This window comes from Streptomyces sp. NPDC007901 (assembly GCF_042959465.1).
Taxonomy (GTDB): domain Bacteria; phylum Actinomycetota; class Actinomycetes; order Streptomycetales; family Streptomycetaceae; genus Streptomyces.
On sequence record NZ_JBIBKW010000005.1, the window covers coordinates 365,115 to 388,117 of the forward strand.

The following is a 23,003-nucleotide window of genomic DNA, read 5'->3' on the forward strand; positions in this document are numbered from 1 at the left end:
CAGGGAGGCGCTCGGGGAATATCGCGTGGCACCCGGTCGGAGCGCCACACACGAACTGCACGAACCGCAGCAAGAAAAGGGTCAGAAGGGCCAACCGGATCGCCACCGCTTCCGAAAGAATTCGGCCGGATGTGAAGACGTCCGGTGTCTGTTCCGCCACGAATTCTTCTGCAGCCGTTCACCTCCCCCGTCGGGACCAGCGCGTCCGCCCAGCTCACACGAGCGAACGCACCGATACCGGACCTCCAAGATCCGCCCCCCGTCCGGCACTTGAATGCGATCGTAGAACACCGGTTGTGCCGAAAATGTGACGCGCCTTGAGAGCGCTCCACCGATGGGACGGTTTCCGGCCAGTTCACCGGGGTGAAAATCACGTATGGAATCCGGCCGCACCGCTGTATGACCCACGCATTTGATTCGAACTGGTTTACCCTCGAACGCGTGTGGTTGACCGTACTTGGGCCCCTGCGGGCCTGGCAGGACGAGGTGGAGCTCGATCTCGGTCCCGCCAAACGCCAGGCCCTGCTGGCCTTGTTGCTGGTCCGGACGGGGCAGCCGACCAGCCTCGCCACGATCATCGACGTGCTGTGGGGGCAGGATCCGCCGAGCAGCGCCGCCAACGTCGTCTACCGCCACACGGCCGCGATCCGCCGTCTGCTGGAGACCGGTGACCAGAGCGCGGGCCGGCCGGCCGCGCGTGTGGTGCGGGTGTCCGGCGGATACCGGCTGGACGCCAGCCCGGTCACGCTCGACCTGCTCAGTTTCCGCCAACTGACGGGCCAGGCACGGGTGCTGGCCGGAAAAGGGGCGATGCGCGAGAGCGTCCGTCTGCTCACGCGCGCGCTGCGGCTGTCCCGGGGACCGATCGCCTCGGGGATCCTCTCGCACGTGGCGCAGCACCCGTACTTCGTCGCCGTGGACGGCGAGTACCTGACAGCCGTGAAGGAGGCCGCGGTGATCGCCGGGCGGCTGGGCGAGCCCGGCGCCGTCCTCGACGTGCTCCAACCGGCGGCCGTCCAGCACCCGTTGGACGAGATGCTCCAGGCGCAACTGGTGCAGACGCTCGCCGCCACCGGTCGGCAGGCGGAGGCGCTGCAGGCCTATCACGCGGTCCGCACCCATCTGGACGAACAGCTCGGCATAGCCCCCGGACCCGAACTGCGGTCCGTGTACGAGGACATACTGCTGCGCGGGACTCGGAGCGCCGAACCGGTTCCCGGCACCGCCGAGTCCGCCACGCTCTCCTCCCACGCCCCGCTCGACAGCCCCTGCCCGTTCAGCGGGCACCGCGAGCGCTGCGGCCCGGACGCGGGGTCCTCCGATCCGCTGCCGCCGGACGCCGCCGAGTTCGTCGGCCGGGAGGCCGAACTGGCCTTCCTCGACACGCTGGTGCCGACCGACCTGAACCCGGACGGTGACGGTATGTCAGGCGCTGGCGCTGTCCCGGCCGGTGGCACGGACCCGACGGGTGACGGGGTCCCAGACAGTGGCACGGACCCGGCAAATGACTCGGACTCGCTCGGTGACGGGGTCCCAGACGGTGACGCGGTCCTGGCCGGTGGCGCGGTCCTGGCCGATGACGCGGTCCTGGCCGATGGCACGGACCCGGCAGGTGACGCGGACCCGGCAGGTGACGCGGACCCGATCGGTGACAGGGCCTCAGACGGTGACGCGGTCCCGGAAGCCGTCGCGGCCCCGGGCCCGGGTTCCCTCTCCGTACAGGTCGGCCCCGGAGCTCGGGGCGCCACCACGGAGACACCTGGAGGCGAGGTGCCGTTACCCGGCGCGGTGGCCGCCGGCGAGGTCACCGGCACTGCGGCCGTGCTGCCTCCGGCGGCCGCCCCCGTGGGCGCCGTCGTGGCCGCCGTGGTGGGGCCGCCCGGCATCGGCAAGACCGCGCTGGTGGTCCGCGCGGCGCACCGGCTCGGTGCGCGCTTTCCCGACGGGCTGCTCTTCGTGGACCTGCGCGGGCACGCCCCGTCCGGCAACTCGGTCACCGCCGAGGAGGCACTGCGCAGGCTGCTGGTCGCCCTCGGCACGCCCGAGCACCGGGTCCCGGCCGGGCTGCGGGCGCGGGCCGCGCTGTACCGGGGCCTGCTGGCGGACCGCCGCGTCCTGGTGGTCCTGGACGACGCCCGGGACGCCCGCCACGTACGGGCCCTGCTGCCGCGTTCCCCCGGCTGTCTGGCCCTCGTCACGAGCCGGGACCCGCTGGACGACCTGGTCGTCAGGGAAGGGGCCCGCCGGCTGGAACCCGGCGCGCTGGACCCGGCCCTGGCCTACGAGGCGCTGGCCCGCCAGGTGGGCGCGGCGCGGGCCGCGGCCGAACCGGAGGGGGCGGCGGCCCTGGCAGCGTGCTGCGCGGGCGTACCGCTGGCACTGGCCCTCGCGGGCGCCGTGGCCGCCCGCCGTCCGGACGACGGACTCACCCCGCTGGCAGAGGAGCTGCGGGCCCACTGCGCCCCGCCCGGCAGCCTGCCCAACCCCGCCGAGACGGTCCACCGCGTCCTGTTCTGGTCGTATGCGCACCTGCCCGCCGAGACGGCCCGGATGTTCCGGCTGCTCGCCCTGCATCCGGGCCGGGACATCCCGGTGTCCGCCGCTGCCAGTCTCGCCGGGGTGGCGCACGGACCGGCTCGGACGATGCTCGACGAGCTGTCCCGGGCCCGGCTGCTCAGCACGCAGGACACCGACACCTGTCATCTGCACGATCTGCTGCGCGCGTTCGCGCTGAAGCTGTCCCGCGCGCACGACCCCCACGACATGCGCCGGCTCGCCGTACGCCGCATGCTCGACCACTATGTGCACACCGCCCGCGAGGCGGGGTACCGCCTCTCCCCGCACCGGAACGTGCTCGGCGCGCTGCCCGCGCTCCAGCCGCGCACCGCCCCGGAGCGGCTGCACGGCCCCGCCCAGGCCGCCGACTGGCTCGACCGCCGGCTGCTGCCCGTCCTCAGCGCCGTGCTGCGCGAGGCGGCCGCGCTCGGCCTGCACGCGCACGTCCACCAGCTGGGGCTGGCGCTGGAACTCCCGCTGGACCGGCGGGCCCGCTGGGACGAGCAGATCGCGCTGCAGCGGACCTGCCTGTTCACCGCCGATCTCCAGGGCGACCTGGTGGCCCGCGCGCACGCGCACCGCGCGCTCGGCTTCGCCTACGGCCGGCTGGGCCGGCACACCGACGCCCAGACCCATCTGCACCGCGCGCTGACCCTGTTCACGGAGGCGGAGGACGAGCAGGGCCGGGCCGGGGTGCACCGCTGCATCGCGTTCCGGGCCAATGTCGCCACCCGGCACGATCTGGCCCTGCACCACTACCACCAGGCCCTCGACCTGTACCGGGGGGCCTCGGACACGGTCGGCGAGGCCGACGCCCGCAACGACATCGGCTGGACCCATCTGCTGAAGGGCGACTACGCCGCCGCCCTCGACCCCTGCGAACGCGCGGCCGGTCTGTGCCGCACCGCGGGCCATCCGGCCGGCGAGGCCACCGCCTACGACAGCCTCGGCTACGCCCACCGCCAACTCGGCGCCTACGACGAGGCGCTGGTCCACTACCAGCGCGCCCTCGACCTCCACCGCGCCCTGGACGAGCGTTATCTGCAGGCCGACACCCTGGTCCACATCGGGCACACCCGGCTGGCCCGCGGAGAGCACGCGCGGGCGGCCCGGACCTGGCAGGAGGCCCTGTCCCTGCTGGACGGGATGCGCCACCCCGACGCCGGCCCGCTGCGGCGCAAGCTGGAGCAGGCCGGAACATGTGCCGGGACACGGGACGACTGAGCCGCGCCGACTGAGCCCCGCAAGCGCCCTGCAAGGCTCCTGTCAGGGTTCCGCAAGGCCTCCCGCCAGTGCCCGGCAAGGGGTGCGGACCATGCTCCCGGGAGCAACCCCGTAGGACCCGGAGCAGGGACACGGTCCCGTGGCCAGGAGGGCGCAGTCGTGCAGGAAACCCAGGTGACCGAGGAGCTGGACGTCAGCTTCGTCCAGACCCCCCACGAGGTGCTCAAGCGGCTCCGCGAGGCCGGCCCCGCGGTGAAGGTGATGCTGCCCAACGGGTCGCTGGTGTGGATCGTGACCCGCTACGAGGAGGTCCGGCAGGCGCTCAGCGAGACCAGGCTGAGCAAGGACTTCAAGGGCCTCAACGAACTGATGGCCAAGCACACCAAGGAGGGCCACGCGCCCAAGCAGTACGACGAGGCGCTCGTCGGGCACATGCTGGCCAGCGACCCGCCGGACCACACGCGGATGCGCCGCCTCGTCAACAAGGCGTTCACCCCGCGCCGGGTGGAGAGCATGCGACCCATGCTGCAGGAGCTGACCACGCGGCTGCTCGACGAGATGGAGAAGCACGACGAGATCGACCTGCTGGAGGCGCTCGCCTACCCGGTGCCGATGGAGCTGCTGTGCACACTGCTCGGGGTGCCGGAGGCCGAGCGGCTCGCCTTCGGCCGGTACGCGGCCGTCGTACTCTCCGACCTCGCCCCCGAGGGGTACGAGGAGGCCACCCGGGCGATGCGCGAGTACCTGGTGAAGCTGATCAAGGTCAAGCGCGAGAACCCCGGCGACGATCTGCTGAGCGCGTTGATCGCCGCCCGTGACGAGGACGACAAGCTGACCGAGGGCGAGCTGCTCGCCACGATCTACCTGATGTTCTCGGCCGGCACCGAGACGGCCGTCAACCTCATCGGCAACGGTGTGCTGGCCCTGCTCACCCACCCCGGTGAGCTGGAGAAGCTGCGCACCGACCGCTCGCTGCTGCCGCAGGCGGTCGAGGAGTTCCTGCGCTTCGACGGCCCGGTGAACCTCGCCACCTTCCGGTACACCATCGACCCGGTGTCGCTCGGCGACGTCACCATCCCGGTCGGCGAGGTGGTCATGGTGTCCCTCATGGCCGCCAACCGCGACCCCGACCGCTTCGACAACCCCGAACTCTTCGACATCACCCGCCCGATCGGCGGCCAGATGACGTTCGGGCACGGCATCCACTACTGCATGGGCGCGCCGCTGGCCCGGCTGGAGGCCGAGATCGCCCTCGGCATGCTGCTCGACCGCTTCCCCGACCTGTCCCTCGCCTGCGACCCGAACGAGCTGCAGTGGCGGCTCAGCACCGTCACCCACGGCCTGGAGAAGCTGCCGGTCCGGCCGCACGGCACCGACGGCTGACGGCGGACGCCTCACGAGTCACGGCTGACGACTCAGGTTTCACCACTGACGCGCGGTCGATCACCCTCCGGCGGTTCGGCGAAAGGGATGTCTGCAATGCGTGCGGTTGACGACTCGACCACAGGTGCCGGCGCTCCCACAGGCCCGCGTGACGAGCCGGTCGCGGTGATCGGCCTGGCGTGCCGGCTGCCGGGCGCTCCCGACCCGTCCGCGTTCTGGCGGCTGTTGAGCGAGGGCCGCGACGCGATCTCCGAACCGCCGCCCCACCGGCACCCGGCCGCCGACTCCGCCGCCGCCCCGCAGGCCCGGCGCGGCGGCTATCTGGACCGTGTCGACGGCTTCGACGCGGCCTTCTTCGGCGTCTCCCCCCGTGAGGCGCCGGCCATCGACCCCCAGCAGCGACTCGCCCTCGAACTGGGCTGGGAAGCGCTGGAGGACGCCGGTATCGCCCCCGACTCCCTCGGGGGCACCCCCGCGGGCGTCTACGTCGGCGCGATCGCCGACGACTACGCCACCCTCCTGCGCCGCGGCGGCCCACAAGGCATCACGCGGCACATGTTCACCGGCGTCCAGCGAGGTGTGATCGCCAACCGACTCTCCTACTCGCTGGGGCTGCGGGGGCCCAGTCTGACGGTCGACTGCGGCCAGTCCTCGTCACTGGTCGCAGTCCACCTGGCCGCCGAGGCGCTGCGCCGCGGCGAGGCGGCGCTCGCCCTGGCCGGCGGTGTCCAGCTGAACCTGGCGCCCGAGAGCACCACCGCCGTCGACCGCTTCGGCGCCCTGTCCCCCGACGGCCGCTGCCACACCTTCGACGCCCGCGCCAACGGGTTCGCCCGCGGCGAGGGCGGTGCCCTGGTGGTCCTGAAGCCGCTGTCCCGGGCGCTGGCCGACGGCGACCGCGTCTACTGCGTGCTCAGCGGCTCCGCCGTCAACCACGACGGTGCCGGCGAGGGCCTGGCCGTACCGAACGCCGAGGCCCAGCGGGAGGTCGTCACGGCTGCGCTCGCGGACGCGGGCCTGCGCCCCGGGGAGGTGCAGTACGTCGAACTGCACGGCACCGGCACCCCGGTCGGCGACCCCGTCGAGGCGGCGGCACTCGGCGCCGCACTCGGCATGGCACCCGACCGGACGCACGACCTCGCGGTCGGCTCGGCCAAGACCAACGTCGGCCACCTCGAAGGCGCGGCCGGCGTGGTGGGCCTCCTCAAGACCGCGCTCTCCCTGCACCATCGGGCGCTCCCGCCCAGCCTCAACTTCGAGACCCCGAACCCCGCCATCCCCTTCGACCGGCTGCGGCTGCGCGTCCGGACGGCGCCGGGACCCTGGCCCCAGCCGGACCGACCGCTGGTGGCCGGTGTGTCGGCATTCGGCGTGGGCGGCACCAACGCCCATGTGCTCCTCGCGGAGGCACCGCCCGCCCGACCGGTAGCCGCACCGGCCTCCGAGCCGGTCGGCGCAGTGCCACTGGTGGTGTCGGCGGCCGGCGCGGGTGCCCTGGCCGCGCTGGGCGCACGTCTCGCGGAACGGCTGGAGACCGACCCGGATCTCCAACTCGCCGACGCCGCACACGCGTTGGCAACGACCCGCGCACTGCTCCCGCACCGGGCGGTCGTGGTCGCCGACGACCGCGACACCGCCATCAGCGGCCTGCGGGCCCTCGCCGACGGCGCCAACGCCCCCCACGTGGTCACGGGTGTGGCCACATCGGCGGGCCGGGGTCCGGTCTTCGTCTTTCCCGGGCAGGGCTCGCAATGGGCGGGCATGGGACGCGACCTGTACGCGGACGACCCCGCCTTCCGCCAAGCCCTCGACGCCTGCGCCCAAGCCCTCGACCCGCTCACCGGCTGGTCCCTCATCGACACCCTGACGGGCACGGACGAGGCATGGCTGGAACGGGTGGACATGGTCCAGCCCGCCCTCTTCGCCGTCATGACCAGCCTCGCCCGCCTCTGGACCGCCTCCGGTATCCAACCCGCCGCCGTCATCGGCCACTCCCAGGGCGAGATCGCCGCCGCCCACATCGCCGGTGTACTGACGCTGGAGGACGCCGCACGCATCGTTGCCGTGCGCTCCACCGCCATGCGCCGGCTCTCCGGCCACGGCGGCATGGCCACCGTCAACACCAACGCCGACCGGGTCCAGGAACACCTGACCGGCCTCGACGCCACCATCGCCGCCCACAACTCCCCCACCACCACCGTCGTCTCAGGCACCCCCCAAGCCCTCGACCAACTCACCGAGACCTGCATCGCACAAGGCATCCGCGTCCGCCGCGTCCACGTCGACTACGCCTCCCACTCCCCCCAAGTCGAGGCGTATCAGGGCGAGATCATCGAAGCCCTGGCCGACGTGCGCCCCCGGGCGGCCGTCATCCCCATGGTCTCGACGATCACCGGGGACATGGTCGAAGGCCCCGAACTGGACGCCGCCTACTGGTACGCCAACCTCCGCCGCCCCGTCCGCTTCCACGAGGCCCTCACCCACCTCGTGGACACCGGCCACCGCACCACCATCGAAGCCAGCCCGCACCCCGTCCTCACCCCCGCGATCCAGGAGGCCGGCGACCTCACCAGCCTCTACACACTGCGCCGAGGACAGGGCACCCTCGCCGACTTCACCACCGCCCTCGCCCAGGCCCACGTCACCGGCACCACCCCCACCTGGACCAACCGGCTTCCCGCTCCCGCCCGCCGTGTCTCCCTCCCCACCTATCCCTTCCAGCGGCGCTCCTACTGGCCGAGTGCGGTCGCGGAACCCACGGGCACCGTGGACCTGACGCCCGCCCCGGAAGAACCCGAGATGCCGTCCGGCGCGCCTCGGTCCGGCGATGTGCTGGACGTCGTACTCAATGAATGCGCGCGGGTGCTCGGACATGCGTCGGCCGCCGACGTGCCGCCGCGGTCCACGTTCAAGGACCTCGGTTTCGACTCGTTCGCGGGCGTGGAGCTGTGCAATCGGCTGTCGGCGCTGCTCGGGCGCCGGGTGCCGGTCAACTCGACCTACGACCACCCGAGTCCGGCCGAGCTCGCCGCCCACCTGACGGAGGAGCCGGGCCCGGCGGAGTCCGCCGACGCCGAGGGTGCCGCTGTGGTGGACGACGATCCGATCGCCATCGTCGCGATGGCCTGCCGCTTCCCCGGGGGTGTGCGGGGGCCGGAGGACCTCTGGCGGCTGCTGGTCGAGGAGCGGGACGCCATCGGCGACTTCCCGGCCGACCGGGGGTGGAACCTGGACGAGCTGTACGACCCCGATCCGTCCAACTCCGGTACGACATACGTCCGTCGGGGCGGGTTCCTGGACGACATCGCCGGTTTCGACGCCGGCCTCTTCGGTATCGCACCGCGCGAGGCGCTGGCGATGGACCCGCATCAGCGGCTGCTGCTGGAGACGGCCTGGGAGGCTTTCGAGCGGGCCGGTATCGACCCCGGTTCCCTACGCGGCAGCCGTACCGGTGTGTTCGTGGGCACGAACGAGCAGGACTACGCCACCTACACCACGCCCGGTCCGGCGCAGGGCAGCGAGGGCTTCCTGCTGACCGGGCACGCGGCGAGCGTGGCGTCCGGACGGCTGGCCTATGTGTTCGGTCTGGAGGGTCCGGCCCTCACCGTCGACACCGCGTGCTCTTCGTCGCTGGTCGCGCTGCATCTGGCGGTCCAGTCGCTGCGCGGCGGCGAGTGCGATCTCGCGGTGGCGGGCGGTGCCAGTGTGATGTCGACGCCGGGCATGTTCCTGGAGTTCTCCCGGCAGGGCGGACTCGCGGCGGACGGCCGCTGCAAGGCCTTCGACGAGTCCGCGGACGGCACGGGCTGGTCGGAGGGGGTGGGTACGGTGCTGGTGGAGCGCCTGTCCGAGGCACGCCGCAACGGCCATCCCGTACTCGCCGTGATCCGCGGTACGGCCGTCAACCAGGACGGCGCCTCCAACGGCCTCAGCGCGCCCAACGGCCGTTCCCAGGCCCGCCTTCTGCGCACCGCGCTCGACACCGCGGGGCTGGCTCCGGCCGACGTGGACGCCGTCGAGGCGCACGGCACCGGCACCCGGCTCGGCGACCCCATCGAGGCCCAGGCCCTCCTCACCACGTACGGGCAGGACCGCGCCCACCCGCTCTACCTCGGGTCGGCGAAGTCCAACCTCGGGCACACCCAGGCCGCGGCCGGCATCGCCGGGGTCATGAAGACGGTCCTCGCCCTGGAGCACGGGCTGCTGCCGCGCACCCTGCACATCTCCGAGCCGACGTCACACGTCGACTGGTCGTCCGGCGCGGTGGAACTGCTCACCGAGAGCCGGGCCTGGCCCGAGGTACGGCGGGTGCGCCGGGCGGCCGTCTCGGCGTTCGGGATCAGCGGGACCAACGCGCACGTCATCCTGGAGCAGCCGGAGGAGGAGCACCGGGCATCGTCCCCAACCGGGAAGGCGCCGACCGGGCTGCCTCTGCTCATCTCTGCCGAGAGCGCCGACGCGTTGGCGGCTTCGGGCGCGCGTCTCGCGGAACGGCTGGAGACCGACCCCGACCTTCAACTCGCCGATGCCGCACACGCGTTGGCGACCACCCGCGCACTGCTCTCCCACCGGGCAGTCGTGGTCGCCGACGACCGCGACAACGCGATCGAGGGTCTGCACGCCCTGGCCGACGGCGTCAGCCTCCCGCACGTGGTCACGGGTGTGGCCACATCGGCGGGCCGGGGTCCGGTCTTCGTCTTTCCCGGGCAGGGCTCGCAATGGGCGGGCATGGGACGCGACCTGTACGCGGACGACCCCGCCTTCCGCCAAGCCCTCGACGCCTGCGCCCAAGCCCTCGACCCACTCACCGGCTGGCCCCTCATCGACACCCTGACGGGCACCGACGAGGCATGGCTGGAACGGGTGGACATGGTCCAGCCCGCCCTCTTCGCCGTCATGACCAGCCTCGCCCGCCTCTGGACCGCCTCCGGTATCCAACCCGCCGCCGTCATCGGCCACTCCCAAGGCGAGATCGCCGCCGCCCACATCGCCGGCATCCTCACCCTGCAGGACGCCGCACGCATCGTCGCCATCCGCTCCACCGCCATGCGCCGGCTCTCCGGCCACGGCGGCATGGCCACCGTCAACACCAACGCCGACCGGGTCCAGGAACACCTGACCGGCCTCGACGCCACCATCGCCGCCCACAACTCCCCCACCACCACCGTCGTCTCAGGCACCCCCCAAGCCCTCGACCAACTCACCGCCCGGTGGCAGGGAGAGGGCCTGCACGTCCGGCGCATCAACGTCGACTACGCCTCGCACTCCGCCCAAGTCGACGCGTTCCACGAGGAGATCACCACCGCGCTGGCCGACATCCGTCCGCAGCGGTCCGTGCTGCCCATGGTCTCGACGGTCACCGGGGAAGTGGTCGAGGGTCCCGAGCTGGACGCCGCCTACTGGTACGCCAACCTCCGCCGCCCGGTGCTCTTCCACCAGGCGCTCACCCACCTCCTCGACACCGGACACCGCACCACCATCGAAGCCAGCCCCCACCCCGTCCTCACCCCCGCGATCCAGGAGGCCGGCGACCTCACCAGCCTCTACACACTGCGTCGGGGGCAGGGCGCGCCGGCCGATTTCGTCGCCGCGCTCGCCCGGGCCCACGTCACCGGCACCACCCCCACCTGGGCCAGCCGCACTCCCGACCGACCCGTCGCCCTCCCCACCTATCCCTTCCAACACCAGCGCTACTGGCTGGAGCGCACGCCGGCTGCCGCCGCGCAGCCCGGGGTCGACGGGCGGGACCATCCGCTGCTGAGTGCGGCGGTGCCGTTGGCGGGTGCGGGGGTGGTGCTCACGGGTGCGCTCGGTGTGGGGGCTCCGGCGTGGTCCGTCGATCACGCGGTCGCGGGCACGGTGCTGCTGCCGGGTACGGCGTTCGTGGAGATGGTGGTGCGGGCCGGTGACGAGGTCGGGTGCGGCTCGGTGGAGGAGCTGACGCTGCGTGCGCCGCTCGCGCTCGTGGGGCCGGTGACCGTACAGGTCGCGGTGGGTGAGGCGGACGCGGAGGGGCACCGTCCGGTGACGGTCCACTCCAGGCCGGGTCCGGGCGGTTCGGCGGCGGAGTGGACACTGCACGCCGAGGGTGTGCTCACCGAGGGCGGCTCCGGTGATACGCCCGACCACGGTCTCGGCGCCTGGCCGCCGCCCGCTGCCCGGGCCGTGCCCGTCGGCGGGGTGTACGACGGACTCGCCGCCCAGGGGTACGACTACGGCCCCGCCTTCCAGGGCGTCCGTGCGCTGTGGCGCCGTGGTGACGAGGTCTTCGCGGAGGTCGAGTTGCCCGCGGAGGCGGGCCCGGCCGAGGGGTTCGTGGTGCATCCGGCGCTGCTCGACTCCGCCCTGCATGCCGTGGCCGCCACGGGGCTGCTGTCCCAAGAGGCGGGCATCCGGCTGCCGTTCGCCTGGTCGGGGGTGCGGGTGCATGCCTCGGGCGCGAGGGTCCTACGGGTCCTGGTGCGCCGTACGGGGGCGGACTCGGTGGAGTTGACGGCCGTGGACGGCGCCGGGGCGCCAGTGGTGTCGGTGGCGTCGCTGGTGCTGCTGCCAGTGGCCGGGGAGACGCTGCGCGCGGGTGCGCGGTCCGGGTCGCTGCTCGCCGTGCGGTGGGAGGAAACCGGGGCCGGGGTGGTGGCCGGGGCCGGGGTGGTGGAGTGGGGCGCGGTGCTGGAGACGGCGCGGGGCTCGGTACCGGACGGCGACGCCCTGCCCGTGCTGCTGGATCTCGCCTCGTCCGCGGCTGTGGAGGCGGAGGAGCCGGTCCTGACCGCGCTGGAGGTCGTGCGGCGCTTCGTGACCGATCCGGCGCTTCGGGACCGCACGCTGGTGGTGCGCACCCGGGGTGCGGTCTCGGTGGGTGAGGGCGACCGGGTGACCGACCCGGCGGGGGCCGCCGTCTGGGGGCTGGTCCGGTCGGCGCAGAGCGAGCATCCCGGCCGGTTCGTGCTGGTCGACGCGGATGCCGAGGTCGGTCCCGAGGTGCTCGGGAACGAGCCCCAACTCGCCCTGCGGGACGGGGTGTCGTACGTGCCGCGTCTGATACGGCAGCCGCGCGCCGCGGATGCCGTGGCGCCGTCCTTCGACGCCGACCGTACGGTGCTGATCACCGGCGGCACGGGGAGCCTGGGGGCGCTGGTGGCGCGGCACCTGGTCACCGTGCACGGAGTGCGGCGGCTGCTGCTGCTGAGCCGGTCCGGTCCACAGGCGGCCGGGGTGGCCGAACTGGTCGGCGAGCTGGCCGGGTCGGGCGCCGTGGTGGACGTGCGGGCCTGTGATCTCGGGGACCGGGAGGCGCTGGCGCAGGTCGTGGCGGACGTCCAGGGGTCGGGGTATCCGCTGGGGGCCGTGGTGCACGCGGCGGGTGTCCTGGAGGACGCCACCGTGGCGGGGCTGAGCGCGGAGGCGGTGGCGGCGGTGCTGCGGCCGAAGGCCCGAGCGGCCCTGCATCTGCATGAGTTGACCGTCGGGGCGGAGCTGTCGGCGTTCGTGCTGTTCTCGTCCGTGGCGGGGGTGCTGGGTAACCCGGGACAGGCCAACTACGCGGCAGCCAACGCCTATCTGGACGCCTTGGCCGTCCATCGGACGCAACTCGGCCTGCCTGCCTTGTCATTGGCGTGGGGGCTGTGGGAGCGGCCGTCCGGGATGACCGGGCATCTGGACGCGCGGGACCTGGCCCGGATGCGGCGGGCCGGAGTACTGCCGCTGTCGGCCGAGGAGGGGCTGGCGCTGCTGGACGCGGGTCTCGCCGAGGCGGCCCGGGCCGGGGGCCCGGCCGCGCTGGTGCCGGCGCGGCTCGACGTGGGGGCGCTGGTGCGGGGTGGCCGTCCGGTGCCGCCGCTGCTGTCGCGGCTCGCGCCGCGGACCGTACGGCGGACGGCCGCGCAGACCGCGCCGTCGGCCGGGGCGGGCGGGTTCACGGGGCGTCTGGCCGGGTTGTCCGATGACGAGCGGGAGCGCTTGCTGCTGGGCGTGGTGCGCGACGAGACGGCGCTGGTGCTCGGGCACGCGAGCGGTGAACGGCTCGATGCGGCGAGCGAGTTCCGGAAGCTGGGTGTCGACTCGCTGATGGCGGTGGAGGTCCGCAACCGACTGGCCACGGTCACCGGGGTCGCCCTGCCGTCCACGGTGGTCTTCGACCACCCCACGCCCCGGGCGCTGGCCCGCTTCCTGGACGGGCGGCTGTCCGGCGCGGACCCGGTGCCGGGCGGTACGGAGGCCGTCACGGCGGTGCGCGACGCCGACGAGCCGGTCGCGATCATCGGCATGGCCTGCCGATATCCGGGCGGGGTGAGCGGGCCCGCCGACCTGTGGCGGCTGGTGCTGGAGGAGCGGGACGCGGTGGGTGAATTCCCCGTGGACCGGGGCTGGGATCTGGGCGCCCTGTTCGACACAGCGGCGGGCGCCCACGGCACCAGCGCCACCCGCGAGGGCGGGTTCCTCGACGACGCCGCCGGCTTCGACCCCGCCCTGTTCGGGATCTCGCCGCGCGAGGCACTGGCCATGGATCCGCAGCAGCGGCTGCTCCTGGAGGTGTCCTGGGAGGCGCTGGAGCACGCGGGGATCCCGGCCGAGGCCGTGCACGGTTCGCGGACCGGGGTGTTCGCCGGCCTGATGTACCACGACTACGGCAGCGGTACGGCCGAGGTGCCGGAGGGCGTGGCGGGGTATCTGCTGACGGGCGGGGCGGGCAGTGTCGCCTCGGGCCGGATCGCCTACGCGCTCGGACTGCACGGGCCCGCGCTGACGGTGGACACGGCGTGCTCGTCGTCGCTGGTGGCGCTGCATCTGGCCGCGCAGTCGCTGCGGCGCGGGGAGTCCGATCTGGCGCTGGCCGGCGGGGTCACGGTGATGGTCACGCCGGACACGTTCGTGGAGTTCTCCCGGCAGGGCGGGCTGGCCGGGGACGGCCGCTGCAAGTCGTTCTCCGAGGACGCCGACGGCACCGGCTGGTCGGAGGGCGTGGGCATGCTGCTGGTGGAGCGGCTGTCGGACGCCCGGCGCAACGGGCACCGGGTGCTGGCGGTGCTGCGCGGCAGCGCCGTCAACCAGGACGGCGCCTCCAACGGGCTGACCGCGCCCAACGGTGCCGCACAGCAGCGGGTCATCCGCCAGGCGCTGACCGCCGCCGGGCTCGCCCCGGCCGACGTCGACGCCGTCGAGGGCCACGGCACCGGCACCGTGCTGGGCGATCCGATCGAGGCGGGTGCCCTGCTGGAGACCTACGGCAGGGAGCGGCCCGCCGAACGGCCGCTGTACCTGGGCTCGGTCAAATCCAACCTCGGGCACACCCAGGCCGCCGCCGGAGTCGCCGGCGTGATCAAGACCATCATGGCCATGGACGAGGGGGTGCTGCCGCGCAGTCTGCACGCGGCGACGCCCTCGTCGCACGTGGACTGGGCGGCGGGCGGGGTGGAGCTGCTGGCCCGGACCCGGGCCTGGCCCGAGGTGGGCCGGGCACGGCGGGCCGCCGTGTCGTCCTTCGGGATCAGCGGGACGAACGCCCATGTGATCCTGGAGCAGGCGCCGTCGGAGGCCGAGCCGCCGGAGCGCGGACCGGATCCCGCCGTCGTACCGCTGCTGCTGTCGGCGGCCGACGAGAAGGGGCTGCGCGCGCAGGCCGCGCGGATCGCCGAGACGGTGTCGGCGGACGGTACTGAACTTGTGGACGTGGCCTGGTCGTTGGCGACCACGCGCAGCGCCCTGCCCTGGCGGGCCGCGGTGGTCGCCGACGGGCCGGAGCAGGCCGGGGAGCGGCTGCGGGCGCTGGCCGAGGGGCGGTCGGCCGCCGGGGTGCTGACGGGCCGGGCGCGGGAGGAGGGCCGGCTGGCGGTCGTCTTCAGCGGGCAGGGCAGCCAGCGGCTCGGCATGGGCCGTGAACTCTACGTGGCCCAGCCGGTGTTCGCCGCCGCCTTCGACGAGGTGTGCGCGCACTTCGCACCGCATCTCGAAGAGCCCCTGCGGGACGTCGTGTTCGGCTCGGACGCGGAGCTGCTGGACCGTACCGACCACGCGCAGGCGGCGCTGTTCGCCGTCGAGGTGGCGCTCTACCGGCTGCTGGAGCACTGGGGTGTGACGCCCGACCTGCTGATCGGGCACTCCATCGGGGAGTTCGCGGCGGCCTGTGTGGCCGGGGTCTGGTCCCTGGCCGACGCCTGTGCGCTGGTGGCCGCCCGGGGGCGGCTGATGCGAGGCGTTGGCGCGGACGGGGCGATGGCCGCCGTGGAGGCGACGGAGGACGAGGTCGCGGCCGAACTCGCCGGGTACGGCGACCGGGTGAGTGTGGCGGCGGTCAACGGGCCGTCGGCCGTGGTGGTCTCCGGAGACCGGGAGGCCGTCGAGGAGGTCGCGGAGCGGCTGCGGTCGCGTGGGCGGCGGGTACGACGGCTGCGGGTCAGCCACGCCTTCCACTCCGCGCACATGGACGCGATGCTGGCCGACTTCGCGGACGTCCTGGCCGGGGTCGGCTTCCGCCCCCCGGTGCTGCCGGTCGTGTCCAACGTGACCGGTGGCCCGGCCACCGCCGAGGAGCTGTGCTCGCCCGCCTACTGGGTGCGGCATGTGCGCGAGACGGTCCGCTTCGGGGACGGCGTCGGCACCCTGCACGCGGCGGGCGCGACGGCATACCTGGAGCTGGGGCCCGCCGGGGTGCTGGCCGGAGCGGTCCGGGACAGTGTGCCGGCGGACGCGTCCCCCGTGGTCGTCGCGGCGCTGCGCGCGGACCGTCCCGAGGTACCGGCCTTCGTGGCGGCGCTGGCGGCGCTGCACCTGTCGGGGCTGGCGGTGGACTGGGCGAGGGCGTTCGACGGCAGCGCCGCGCGGGTCGTCGAGCTGCCCACCTATCCCTTCCGGCATCGCCGCTACTGGCTCGACCCGTCGGCCCCGAGGACGGGCTCGATGGCCCACTTCGCCGACGCCGTCCGCGAGTTGGGTCTCAGCGAGGAACAGACGCGGACGCTCGACGCACTGCTCACCGAGCCGGACCGCACGGACCGGCTGCGGCGCCTCACCCATCGGGTGGAGTGGCGGCCGGTGGTCGGCGGCGGGGCGCGGCTGCAGGGCCGGTGGCGGGTGATGCTGCCCGCCGGGACCGATCCGGCGGACGCGCGGGTGACGGCTCTGCTCGACGCGCTGGCACGGGCGGGTGCGGAGGCCGTGGTGGACCGGGCCGGTGACGCCGACGGGGCTGCGGCCTGCGCCGGTATCGCCGAGCGGGCCGAGGCACGCGACGGCGACGGCGGCGGGGTCGGGGGCTCCACGGGTGAAACCGCCGGCCCCGACACGGCCGAGCGCCCCACCGGCGACACCGACGACCCCGGCGCACCCGCCGACGGTTTCGCCGGGGTCGTGGCCGTGGCCGCGCTCGCCCCCGATCCCGGGTGGTTCGCGGTGGAGGCCGCTCGGGTCGCCGCGGACGCCCCGGTGTGGTTCCTGACCGAGGGTGCCGTCACCACCGGGCCGGAGGATGCGGTGCGGGAGACGGCGCAGGCCGCGGTGTGGGGTCTCGGGCAGGTGGTGTCGCTCGAACTGCCCGCGGCCTGGGGTGGATTGGTTGATGTGGGCGGTTTCGGCGACCGGGACCTGGACGCCCTGTGCGCCGTACTCGCCGACGGTGTCCGGCCCGGCCGTGAGGACCAGGTCGCGGTGCGTGCCGGGCGGGTGCTGGGCCGCCGTGTCGTACCGGCCTCGCAGTCGGCCTCGGAGCCGACCGCCCCCGAACGTCCCGCACGCCCCTGGCGCCCAGCCGGTACCGTCCTCGTCACCGGCGGCACCGGGGCGCTCGGCGCCCAGGTGGCCCGCTGGCTCGCCGAGCACGGCGCCGGGCGGATCGTCCTGACCAGCCGCCGGGGCGAGGCGGCCCCCGGTGCGGCCGACCTGGTGGCGGCCCTGCGCGAGCACGGCACCGAGGTGGCCGTGGCGGCCTGCGACACCGCCGACCGTGCCGCGCTCGCCGAGCTGCTGACCCGTCACCGCCCAGCCGCCATATTCCACACGGCCGGTGTCGTCGAGGCGTGCCCCGTGGCCGGGCTGTCGGCCGAGGGGTGGTCCACGGCGACGGCGGGCAAGGCCGCCGGAGCGCGCCACCTGGACGAGCTGAGCCGGGAACTCCGCCTGGAACTGGACGCGTTCGTGCTGTTCTCGTCGATCGCCGGGGTGTGGGGCAGCACCGGACAGGCCGCCTACGCCGCCGGCAACGCGGTGCTGGACGCCCTCGCCGAGCGGCGGCGCGGCGACGGGCTGCCCGCGACCAGTGTCGCGTGGGGCCCCTGGGCGGGAGCCGGGATGGCGGCCGACGACACGCTGGCCGGCCTGCTGCGCGACAGCGGGCTGCGCCCCCTGGCCCCGGCCGACGCGCTGGCCGCGCTGGGGCAGGGGCTGGCGTCGGGCGAGGCCTGCCGGGTGGTCGCCGACGTGGACTGGGACCGGCTCCCGGCGGTGTTCGCCGCCGTACGGCCCGGACCGCTGTTCGCGCTCACGGCACCGCAGAGCGAGGAGGAGGAGACGGACAACGGCCTCGCCCGGCGGCTGGCGGAGCTGCCGCCCGTCGAGCGGGAGCGGACGGTGCTCGCGCTGGTGCGGGACGAGGTCGCGGCGGCGCTCGGGCACGACTCGGCACACGATCTCGACGTCACCCGGACCTTCAAGAGCCTGGGCCTGGACTCGATGACCGCCGTGGAGGTGCGGGGGCGGCTCGTCGCGGCGACCGGACTGGCCCTGCCCGCCACCGTCGTCTTCGACCACCCCACCCCGCGCGATCTGGCCGCCGCGGTCCGCGACCGGCTCACCGGCCTGGAGCGGGGATCCGCGGCGGAACGACAGTCCGGGACGGCGCCGGTCCTGTCGGCGGACGAGCCGGTGGCCATCGTCGGCATGGCCTGCCGGTACCCCGGCGGCACGGTCAGCCCCGAGGACCTGTGGCGGCTGGTCGCCGAGGAGCGGGACGCCGTCACCGACTTCCCGGCCGACCGGGGCTGGGACCTGGCCGCCCTGTACGACCCGGACCCGGCCGCGACCGGGACGTCGTACTCGCGCGAAGGCGGCTTCCTGGACGACATCGCCGGTTTCGACGCGGGCCTGTTCGCGATCTCGCCCCGTGAGGCGCTGGCCATGGATCCGCATCAGCGGCTGCTGCTGGAAACGACCTGGGAGGCGTTCGAGCGGGCCGGGATCCCGCCGACCTCGCTGCGCGGCAGCAACACCGGTGTGTTCGTCGGCGCGGGCGAGCAGGACTACGCGGGCGGGGTGTCCGACGCACCCGAGGGCGTCGCCAACCATCTGCTGCTCGGGCACACCGCCAGTGTGCTGTCCGGCCGGGTCGCGTATGTCTTCGGCCTGGAAGGGCCGACGCTCACGCTCGACACGGCCTGCTCGGCGGGCCTGGTCGCGCTGCATCTCGCGGTGCGGGCGCTGCGCGGCGGGGAGTGCGACCTGGCGGTGGCGGGCGGCGCCACGGTGATGTCGACGCCGGGCGGCTTCGTGGAGTTCAGCCGGCAGCAGGTGCTCGGGCGGACCGGGCGCTGCCGTTCGTACTCCGAGGACGCGGACGGCTCCGCGTTCTCCGAGGGCATCGGCACCCTGGTGGTGGAGCGGCTGTCGGACGCGCGGCGCAACGGGCATCCGGTGCTCGCCGTCGTCCGGGGTACGGCGATCAACCAGGACGGTGCCTCCAACGGGCTCAGCGCGCCCAACGGCCGCTCGCAGCAGCGGGTGATCCGACAGGCTCTGGCCGACGCCGGGCTGACCCCGGCCGATGTCGACGCCGTCGAGGGCCACGGCACCGGCACCCCGCTCGGCGACCCCATCGAGGCGGAGGCGCTGCTCGCCACCTACGGTCAGGACCGCCCCGCCGAACGGCCCCTGTACCTGGGCTCGTTGAAGTCGAACATCGGGCACACCCAGGCCGCGGCGGGCATCGCGGGCGTCATCAAGACGGTGCACGCCCTGCGGCACGGCGTGCTGCCGCGCACCCTGCATCTGGCCGAGCCCTCCTCGCACGTCGACTGGTCCTCGGGCGGGGTCGAACTGCTCGCCGAGACACGGGAGTGGCCGCAGGTGGAGCGGGCCCGGCGGGCGGCCGTGTCGGCATTCGGGATCAGCGGGACGAACGCGCATGTGATCCTGGAGCAGGCGGAGGAATTCCCGGACGGACTCCCGGCGGAGCGCCCGGAGCAGTTCGCGGAGGAGTTCGCGATGGAGCCCCTCGTCGCCCCGACCGGTGCCGTCCCGCTCGCCGCCGGACCTGCCACCTCCGGCGCCCCCGCCGTCCTCCCCCTCTCCGCCGCCACCGCGGCCGGGCTGCGCGATCAGGCCCGGCGGCTCCACGACTCCCTCGCCGACCGCCCCGAAATCGAACTCCCGCTCCTTGGGTGCGCGTTGGCGACCTCACGCGTGACCGACCTGGAGCACCGGGCGGCCGTGGTCGCCGGTGACCGGGACGAGGCGCTGGCCGCGCTGGCCGCCCTGGCGGACGGTGAGGCGCACGCCCAGCTGGCCACCGGGGCGGCGGCGCCGGGCGCCGGGCCCGTCCTGGTCTTCCCGGGCCAGGGCTCGCAGTGGCCGGGCATGGCGGTCGAACTCCTCGACACCTCACCGGCGTTCCGACTGGCGCTGGCCGAATGCGACGCGGCCCTGGGCGAGTTCGTCGACTGGTCGGTCCTGGACGTGCTGTACGACCGTCCGGGCGCGCCCTCGATGGAGCGGCTCGACGTGGTGCAGCCGCTGCTGTTCGCGGTGATGGTGGCGCTGGCCCGGACCTGGGAGGCGGCCGGGGTGGTGCCGGCGGCCGTCGTGGGGCATTCGCAGGGCGAGGTGGCCGCGGCCTGTGTCGCGGGCGCCCTGACCCTGCCGGACGCGGCCCGGATCATCTGCCTGCGCAGCAGGACCATGCAGGAGGAGTTGTCCGGGCTGGGCGCGATGGCGTCGGTGGCCGCGCCCCGGGAGTCGGTGGCGGCACGCCTGGCTCGCTGGGGCGACCGGCTCAGTGTGGCGGCGGTCAACGGGCCCGCCTCGGTGGTGGTGTCGGGCGAGGCCGCCGCGGTCGGCGAGTTCCTGGCGGACGCGGAGGAGGCGGGGCTGCGGGCCCGGCGGGTGAAGGGGGCGATCGCGGCCGGGCACTCGGCGCAGGTGGAGCTGGTGCGCGAGCGCGTCCTCGCGGAGCTGGCCCCGGTCGCGCCGAGGGCGGGCTCCGTGCCCATCGTCTCGACGGTCACCGGAGCCGTGGCCGACGGCTCCGGGATGGACGCCGACTACTGGTACGACAACATGCGGGAACCCGTCCGGTTCGACCAAGCGGTACGGGAGTTGGTTGCCCGCGGGCACCGGGTGTTCCTGGAGGTCAGCCCGCACCCGGTATTGCTGACGGGTCTTCAGGAGACCCTGGAGGACGCGGGCGCCTCGGCCGTCGCGCTGGGGACGCTGCGCCGGAACGAGGGCGGGCCGCGCCGGCTCGCGGCCTCGCTGGGTGCGGCATACGTCGCCGGTGTGCCGGTGGACTGGCCGCGCGCGGTGTACTCGCACGTCCCGCCCGGCCCCGTGGAGCTGCCGACGTATGCCTTCCAGCGGCAGCGTTACTGGCTGGACGCACCGCGCCAGTCGGCCTACTTCGCCGCCCCGGCGGCCGTGCCGCCGCCGGTCACGGACGACGACTCGGCGCAGCGACGCTTCTGGGACGCCGTGGAGCGGGGGGACATCGACGCTCTCGTGGGCGAACTGCCATTGGTGAACGGCCAGTTGGCGTCCCTCCAAGATGTGCTGCCGGCGCTGGCCGACTGGCGGCACCGGTCGCGGGAGGACGCCGCGCTGGACCGGTGGCGGCACCGGGTGGTGTGGGAGCCGGTCGCCACACCGGCGCGGCCCGTGCTCTCCGGGGGTTGGCTGCTGCTCGTCCCGGAGGACCCGGCCGTCGGACCGGTCGCCGGACAGGTCGAGTCGGCGCTCGGCGCGCACGGGGCGCGGGTGACGCGGCTCGGTGTCCCGGCCGGAGCCGACCGAACGGCCGTCGCCGAAGCACTGGAGGGGCTGGGCAAGCTCAACGAGCTGGGCGAGTTCGCCGCGCCCGCCGGAGTACTGGCCCTGACCGGACTGCTCGACGGCGCCGACGCCGGCCATGACGCCGTGCCGCGCGCGCTGGCGGCCACGCTCGCCGTCGACCAGGCCCTGGGCGACCGGGACCTGGCGGCTCCGCTCTGGGTGCTCACGCGGGGCGCGGTCGGTGCGCAGCCGACGGACCCGGTGGCCGCGCCGGAGCAGGCCATGGTGTGGGGGCTCGGGGCCACCGCCCGTCAGGAGCATCCCGAGCGGTGGGGCGGGGTGGTCGACCTGCCCGGGGATCTCGACCCACGGGCACTGACCCGGCTGGTGGCCGTGGTCTCCGGGGCCACCGGCGAGGACGAGGTGGCGATCCGGACGTCGGCGGCCCTGACCCGGCGCCTGGTGCCGGCCCCGCAGGCGGAGCGGCCGGAGGGCTGGAAGCCGACGGGCACGGTGCTGGTGACCGGTGGCACGGGCGCGCTCGGCGGGCAGGTGGCCCGGCATCTGGCCGCTCTCGGGGCACCCCATCTCCTGCTGACGGGACGGCGGGGCCCAAAGGCGCCGGGGGCGCGGGAGCTGGCGGACGAACTCGCCGCGCTGGGCGCCCGGGTGACCGTCGTCGCCTGCGATCTGGGCGACCGGGCGGAGCTGGCGGCGCTGCTCGGCCGGGTGCCGGCCGAGTATCCGCTGACCGCCGTGGTGCACACGGCCGCCGCCGTGGACGACGCGCTGCTGACCTCCCTGACGCTCCCCCAACTCCAGCGCTCGCTTCGGGTGAAGGCGCGGGCGGCACGCCACCTCGACGAACTGACGCGGGACCTGCCGCTGGAGGCGTTCGTGCTGTTCTCGTCGTTCGCGGGCGTCACGGCGGACGCGGGGCAGGGCGGCTACGCGCCCGGCAACGCCTACCTCGACGCGCTCGCGCTGCGCCGCCGGGCGCTCGGCCTGCCCGCGCTGTCGGTCGGCTGGGGGCACTGGGCGGGCGGCAGCGGTCTGGAGGGCGGCGAGGTGATCGCCAACCGGCTGCACCGGTTCGCGATGGAGTCGATGGACCCGCGGCGGGCGGTCCGCGCGCTGGAGCGGGCGGTGGGCTCCGACAGCGGCCATCTGGTCGTCGCGGACGTGGACTTCACCCGTCTGGACGCCGACCCGGCCGGGGTCCGCGCCACCCGGCTGTTCCTGGAGCTGCCCGGCTACCGGGAGGCGACACGGCCCGCGGCCGGGGAGGCGGCGGACGGCACCGGCCCGGCGGAGACCGGTTCCGGCTTCCGGGACCGGGTAGCGGCCGCTCCGCCGGGTGAACGCGGCGCGGTGGTACGGGATCTGGTGCTGCGTCAGCTCGCGGCGGTGCTCGGCCACGCCGATCCGGACGAGATCTCGCCCACCCGGCTCTTCCGCGAACTGGGCATCGACTCGCTCACGGCGGTGGAGTTCCGCAACCGGCTCGGCGCGGCCACCGGGCTGCGGCTGCCCGTCGGTGTCGTCTTCGACCATCCCACGCCGGAGGCGCTGGCGGCCCATGTCGCCGCCGAACTGGACGTCGACGACGACCCGCCGTCCGAAGGACCCTCGGCGGACAACGAGCTGGACCGTCTGGAGGCCGTCCTCGACCGCCTCGACGGACCGGCGTCGGCCGCGGTGGCGGCCCGGCTGCGCGCCCTGCTGACCCGGCTCCCGGACGCTCCGGAAGCCCACGGCGGCAGCGACAGTGACGACGACAGCCCGGGGGACGCGCTGGCGTCGGCGACGACCGCCGAGGAGGTCCTCGGCTTCATCCAGGAACGGTTCGGCCGGTGACCGGCTCACCCGCA

3 protein-coding genes are annotated in these 23,003 nt (G+C 74.5%); all 3 read left to right on the forward strand.

The genetic code is table 11. The features are described 5' to 3' along the window. Nucleotides 1-441 precede the first annotated feature (441 nt). The 3 genes from ACFZDK_RS19295 to ACFZDK_RS19305 all read left to right on the forward strand — a co-directional run bounded on the left by ACFZDK_RS19295 (nt 442) and on the right by ACFZDK_RS19305 (nt 22,989). Nucleotides 442-3,780 (forward strand): BTAD domain-containing putative transcriptional regulator, encoded by a 3,339-nt coding sequence (locus ACFZDK_RS19295; RefSeq protein ID WP_390973889.1) that lies wholly within the window; start codon nt 442-444, stop codon nt 3,778-3,780. Between the two features lie 159 nt (nt 3,781-3,939). Continuing rightward, the gene (locus ACFZDK_RS19300; protein WP_390973890.1) at nt 3,940-5,163 is read left to right on the forward strand and encodes a cytochrome P450; all 1,224 of its coding nucleotides are present in this window, start codon (nt 3,940-3,942) and stop codon (nt 5,161-5,163) included. A 96-nt stretch (nt 5,164-5,259) separates the two neighbouring features. Beyond that, complete coding sequence (locus tag ACFZDK_RS19305) at nt 5,260-22,989, forward strand: type I polyketide synthase (protein WP_390973891.1); 17,730 nt, start codon at nt 5,260-5,262, stop codon at nt 22,987-22,989. Nucleotides 22,990-23,003: the final 14 nt, after the last annotated feature.